The sequence below is a fragment of the Variovorax sp. 20P10.2.4 genome, from assembly GCF_058244205.1.
The window spans coordinates 1-5,462 of sequence record NZ_JBZAYE010000507.1; the positions used below are offsets into that span (position 1 = coordinate 1).

Genomic DNA, 5,462 nt, shown 5'->3' on the forward strand with positions numbered 1-5,462 from the left:
TCCACCAGCGAATTGCTGGCCAGCCGGTTCGCGCCGTGCAGCCCGGTGCAGGCGGTCTCGCCGATCGCGTAGAGGCCCGGCAGGTCGGTGCGTCCGGCCAGGTCGGTGACCACGCCACCGCAGGTGTAGTGGGCGGCCGGCACCACCGGGATCGGCTCGCGCGTGATGTCGATGCCGAGCTCGGCGCAGCGCGCGAGGATGTTCGGGAAATGCGCCCGCAGGAAATCCGGGCTCTGGTGCGAAATGTCGAGGTGCACGCAGTCCAGGCCGTGCTTCTTCATCTCGAAGTCGATCGCGCGCGCCACCACGTCGCGCGGCGCGAGTTCGGCGCGCTCGTCGTGCTGCGGCATGAAGCGGGTGCCTCCCGCCGATTCAGGCAGTTTCAGCAGCCCGCCTTCGCCGCGCACCGCTTCGCTGATCAGGAAGGACTTGGCATGCGGGTGGTAGAGGCAGGTCGGGTGAAACTGGATGAACTCCATGTTCGACACCCGGCAGCCCGCGCGCCAGGCGGCGGCGATGCCGTCGCCGGTGGCGGTGTCGGGGTTGGTGGTGTAGAGGTAGACCTTGCCCGCGCCGCCCGTGGCCAGGATGGTGTGCGGCGCGCGGAAGGCCAGCACCTCGCCGCTGGCGTCGTCGAGCGCGTAGAGGCCCGCGCAGCCCGCCTCGGGCGCACCGAGCCGCTCGCCGGCGACCAGGTCGACCAGCGTGTGGTGCTCGAACAGCGTCACGTTGGGCGTGCGGCGCACGCGCTCGATCAGCACCTGCTGCACGGCCGCGCCGGTGGCGTCGGTCACGTGCACGATGCGGCGCTGGCTGTGGCCGCCCTCGCGCGTGAGGTGCAGGTCGCCGTCCTCCTCGGAGAAGGGCACGCCGAGCTCGCGCAGCCAGCCGATGGCCTCGGGCGCGTGCTCGACCACGAAGCGCGTGGCGGCCGCATCGCACAGGCCGGCGCCGGCCACCAGCGTGTCGTCGACATGGGCGTCGAAGCTGTCGCCCGCGGCCAGCACCGCCGCGATGCCGCCCTGGGCCCAGGCGCTGGAGCCGTCGGCCAGCGCGCGCTTGGTCAGCACCGCCACGCGGTGCGTGGGCGCCAGCAGCAGGGCCGCGGAGAGCCCGGCGAGGCCGCTGCCGACGATGAGGACGTCGAAATCGAGGGAGGAGGCCATGGCGCGCGGGAAGGGACGAGGGTCAGGATCGGTGGTGCGGCAGCGCACCGGTCCGGCCCGACGGGGTGAGGGGGAGGTGCCGCGCCGCCGGGCGGTGCGCGAAGGAGGTGGGCCGCATGGCGCTTCAGGCGGGAGAGTAGGCCAGCCGCACGTAGATCGGCGCGAAGGCCTCGGCCTGCGTGATCTCGATCAGGGTTTCCTTGGCCAGCTCGAGCATCGCGATGAAGGTCACGACCATCACCGGCGCGCCGCGCGAGATGTCGAACAGCTTCTCGAATTCCACGAAGCGCTGGCCCTGCAAGTGGCGCAGCACGATGCTCATGTGCTCGCGCACGCTGAGTTCCTCGCGCGAGATCTTGTGGTGCTGCACGAGCTTGGCGCGCTTCATGATGTCGGCCCAGGCATCGCGCAGGTCGACCACCGCCACCTCGGGGAAGCGCGGCTTGAGCGACTGCTCGATGTAGACCTGGGCGCGCCAGAAGTCGCGCCCGTAGGTCGGCATCGCGTTGAGCGAGGCGGCCTGCAGCTTGGTCTGCTCGTACTCGAGCAGCCGGCGCACGAGCTCGGCGCGCGGGTCCTCGGCTTCCTCGCCCTCGGCCGCCTTCTTGGGCGGCAGCAGCATGCGCGACTTGATCTCGATCAGCATCGCGGCCATCAGCAGGTATTCCGCCGCGAGTTCGAGGTTGGTCTGGCGGATCTCGTCGACGTAGCTCAGGTATTGCCGCGTCAGCGCGGCCATCGGGATGTCGAGGATGTTGAAGTTCTGCTTGCGGATCAGGTACAGCAGCAGGTCCAGCGGGCCCTCGAAGGCCTCGAGGAAGACCTGCAGCGCCTCGGGCGGGATGTACAGGTCCTTCGGCATCGCGAACAGCGGCTCGCCGTAGAGCCGGGCGAGCGCGACCTGGTCGACCACCTCGGGCATGGCCACCACCAGCGTGTCGCTGTCCTCGTCGCGCGGTCCGCTCATCGGGCAGGCGCTATCGAAAACGTAGCGCCGTGCCCAGCATTGGCGGGCGACGGATGCCGCATCGGCATCATGTTCTTACTTGGCCTGGGTCTGGTAGACGTAGGGCTGCTGCGGCACGCGGGCTTCCGCGTATTCCTCGAGCAGGCCGCGGTCGAGGTGCTTGTCCCAGAGCAGGGCGCGGCCCGCGCGCTGTTCCGCCTCGAGCGTCGGCTTCTTGGTTTTCATCTCGTCGATGAAGCTGGTGATCTCGGAGGTGTAGTGGGGGCGGCGGAAGATGGACATAGACTGAACCTTTGTGGGCGCGAATTTTACCGGGGGACGGCATGGGGCAGGTACGAGTCTGGCGGATCGGGGTGGCGGCCGTGTGGCTGGCGGTGGCGGCGGCCCTCGTCGCGGGCTGCGATTCGCAGCGCATCGAGCAGCTCGAGGAGGGCGTGTCGACCGAGGCCGACGTGCGCGCGCGCTTCGGCGAACCCGAGAACGTCTGGGATGCGCCCGGCGGTCGGGTGTTCGAGTACAACCGCCAGCCCCAGGGCCAGAAGAACTACATGGTCACCATCGGCGCCGACGGAAAGATGAGCGCGCTGCGCCAGGTGCTCACGCCCGAGAACTTCGCGCGTGTGAAGAACGGCATGGCGATGGAGGACCTGCGCAAGATGCTCGGCAAGCCGGCCAAGGTCACGCCCTATCCGCTGCGCCGCGAGTACGAATGGGAATGGCGCTGGCTGCAGCCGCCCAACTCGCCGATGGTGTTCACCGCGGTGCTCAACGACGACCAGCGCGTGGTGCGCAGCGGCTCGTCGCCCGACCGCGGCACCGAGGCGCCCTGAAACTAGAAACGCGCCCCGGTCACCCCATGAAAATGGGGGGCGCGAAGCGCGCGGCGCCGACTAAGCTCGGCGCCACCGCCATGCCCGACGCCGCCGCCACCCCCGCCGCTTCCACCTCCGCGCTGCGCTGGCGCGTCGCATTGCTCGAGGACGATGCCGAGGTCCGGCATTTCTTCGAGGCCTGCATCGCGGCCCATCCCGAGCTCGAGCTGGTCGCCTCGCTGGGCCTGATGGCCGAGGCCGTGGCCTGGTTCGACAGCCACCAGGCCGACATCCTGCTGACCGACCTCGCGCTGCCCGACGGCCACGCGCTCGAGTTGCTGCGCCAGGTGGTGCGCAGCCAGCCGGCGTGCGAGGTGCTGGTGGTCTCGGTCTTCGGCGACGAGGACACGGTGCTCGACTGCGTGCGCGCGGGCGCGGTGGGTTACATCCAGAAGGATTCCTCGCCGGCCGATATCGCCCAGGTGATCGTCGACATCAAGCACGGCGCCTCGCCGATCTCGCCGATGATCGCGCGCAAGCTGCTGCTGCACGTGCGCGGCGGCGAGGCGAAGCCCGCCGCATCGGCCGCGCCCGACCCGGCCGCCGCCATGATGCTGACCCCGCGCGAGACCGAGGTGCTGGAGCTGATCTCGCGCGGCTACTCGTACGGCGAGATCGCGCGCCTGCAGGGCGTGACCAAGCACACGGTGCAGGGCCACATCAAGAACCTCTACAGCAAGCTCGCGGTGCATTCGCGCGGCGAGGCCGTGTTCGAGGCCAGCCGCATGGGGCTGCTGGGGCGCATGCTGGGCTGATGCGCCGTCTGCTGCTCGCCGTCCTTGTGCTGGTCGCCGCGCTGCTGGCACCCGCTGCGGCAGGCGCCGCCAGCGAGGTGCTCGCACTCGACCGCGGCGAACTGCAGCTGCGCTTCGTCGGCCGCCCTTCGCCGCCACCGGCCGAGGTCACGCTGCCGCTGCACTGGGACGCCCACTGGCCGCGCGCCGTCGGCTGGGCCCAGCTGCGCATCCGCTTCGCCGCGCCCGCGGGCCATGCCGACGAGCCGCAGGCGCTGCTCGTCAGCCGCATCGGCAACGCCTACCGCGTGAAGCTCAACGGCCAGGTGATCGCGGCCGCCGGCAAGCTCGAGCAGATCAACGACGGCTGGTCGAACCGCCGCCCGCTGTGGCTGCGCGTGCCGCCCTCGCTGCTGCGCGACGGCGAGAACCTGCTCGAGATCGCCGTGCGCGCCGATCCCTCGCGCCGCGCCGGCATCGCGCCGGTGCGACTGGGTGCCGAGCGCCTGCTGCAGCCGCAGTGGGACGCGCTCGAATGGCGCCACGTCACCCTGCCGCGCGTGATCACGCTGTTCAGCCTGCTGGTGGCGGTGTTCTGCCTGATGCTGTGGGCGCAGCAGCGCGACGCCGTCTACGGCTGGGCCGCGCTGTGCGAGGCGCTGTGGAGCCTGCGCATCGCCGCCACCTGGTGGGAGGAGGGCCTGCTCGCCTGGCCGAGCTGGTTCAAGGTGGTGCTCGCGGTGTTCTGGCTCGGCCACATCGCCACCTACCTCGTGATCCGGGAGGTCTGGCACGGCCGGCCGCGGCGCGAGCAATGGCTGGTCTGGGGCGTGCTGGGCCTGGGCCCGGTGGCGCTGGCGCTCGGCACGCTGCAGCAGACGCAGAACTGGGTGCTCGGCTGGATCCTGCTGCTGGTGGCCGGCTGGCTGGCGCTGTCGCTGCGGCTGGGCTGGGAGACCTGGCGCCACCGGGCCGGCGAGCGCGCCTGGATGCTGCTGATCCTGGTCGCGGGCTGGGTCGCGCTGGTGCGCGACAGCGTGATCGCGCGGCTTTTGGTCGAGCGCTTCGACGAGGCCGGCTGGACCAAGTTCGCGGCCGTGCTGGTGAGCCTCGCGATCCTCGCCATCGTGGGCATCCGCTTCCAGCGCACGCGCGAGGAGCTGCGCCAGCTCCACCTGTCGCTCGAGGACCGCATCCGCCTGCGCGAGTCCGAGCTGGCCGACAAGCATGCCGAGCTGCGCCGGCTCGAGCATGCGAGCGCGGTGGCGGCCGAGCGCGCGCGCATCCTGCGCGATATGCACGACGGCGCCGGCGCGCACCTGATCACCGCCATGCTGCAGCTCGAGCGCGGCGTGGCCACCAAGTCGGAGGTGATGCAGACCCTGCGCGAATCGCTGGACCAGCTGCGGCTGTCGATCGATGCCATCAACCTGCCGGCCGGCGATGCCAACGCGCTGCTCGCGAGCATGCGCTTTCGGCTGCAGCCGCGCATCGAGGCCGCGGGGCTCGCGCTCGACTGGTCGGTGGCGAACCTGCCGCGCTGGCGCTGCGATTCCGACGAAGCCACGCGGCACCTGCAGTACATGCTGCTGGAGGCGATCTCGAACGTGCTGCAGCACGCACGCGCACGCGTGCTCGCGGTCAGCGCGGCGGTCAGCACGACGGTCGGTGGCGATGCCATCGAGATCGTGCTGCGCGACGACGGCCGCGGCCTCGGCGAGGC

6 protein-coding genes are annotated in these 5,462 nt (G+C 70.9%); 3 read left to right on the top strand and 3 right to left on the bottom strand.

What is annotated here, in order from left to right; genetic code table 11:
* The 3 genes from nadB to AC27VN_RS31525 all read right to left on the bottom strand — a co-directional run.
* Positions 1-1,166, bottom strand: a 1,166-nt coding sequence (gene nadB, locus AC27VN_RS31515) for an L-aspartate oxidase (RefSeq protein ID WP_490879102.1), incomplete at its 3' end; no start/stop codon positions are given.
* 124 nt (positions 1,167-1,290) lie between these two features.
* On the bottom strand, positions 1,291-2,133 hold the full coding sequence (locus AC27VN_RS31520) for a segregation and condensation protein A (protein ID WP_057597651.1): 843 nt from the start codon (positions 2,131-2,133) through the stop codon (positions 1,291-1,293).
* 75 nt (positions 2,134-2,208) lie between these two features.
* Positions 2,209-2,415 (bottom strand): DUF3460 family protein, encoded by a 207-nt coding sequence (locus AC27VN_RS31525; RefSeq protein ID WP_057597652.1) that lies wholly within the window; start codon positions 2,413-2,415, stop codon positions 2,209-2,211.
* 41 nt (positions 2,416-2,456) lie between these two features.
* Between AC27VN_RS31525 and AC27VN_RS31530 the strand changes: the two genes are divergently transcribed.
* From AC27VN_RS31530 to AC27VN_RS31540, 3 genes are all read left to right on the top strand, one after another.
* Entirely contained in the window at positions 2,457-2,963 is a 507-nt protein-coding gene (locus tag AC27VN_RS31530; RefSeq protein ID WP_490879103.1) for an outer membrane protein assembly factor BamE, read from the top strand.
* Between the two features lie 80 nt (positions 2,964-3,043).
* Positions 3,044-3,760 (top strand): response regulator, encoded by a 717-nt coding sequence (locus AC27VN_RS31535; protein WP_490879104.1) that lies wholly within the window; start codon positions 3,044-3,046, stop codon positions 3,758-3,760.
* The coding region (locus AC27VN_RS31540; RefSeq protein WP_490879105.1) for a sensor histidine kinase at positions 3,760-5,462 on the top strand (1,703 nt) is incomplete at its 3' end. The genes AC27VN_RS31535 and AC27VN_RS31540, both read left to right, overlap by 1 nt.

Coding starts and splice junctions, on each gene's coding strand:
- AC27VN_RS31520 (WP_057597651.1), bottom strand. CDS start 2,133: ATGAGCGGACCGCGCGACGAGGACAGCGACACGCTGGTGGTGGCCATG.
- AC27VN_RS31525 (WP_057597652.1), bottom strand. CDS start 2,415: ATGTCCATCTTCCGCCGCCCCCACTACACCTCCGAGATCACCAGCTTC.
- AC27VN_RS31530 (WP_490879103.1), top strand. CDS start 2,457: ATGGGGCAGGTACGAGTCTGGCGGATCGGGGTGGCGGCCGTGTGGCTG.
- AC27VN_RS31535 (WP_490879104.1), top strand. CDS start 3,044: ATGCCCGACGCCGCCGCCACCCCCGCCGCTTCCACCTCCGCGCTGCGC.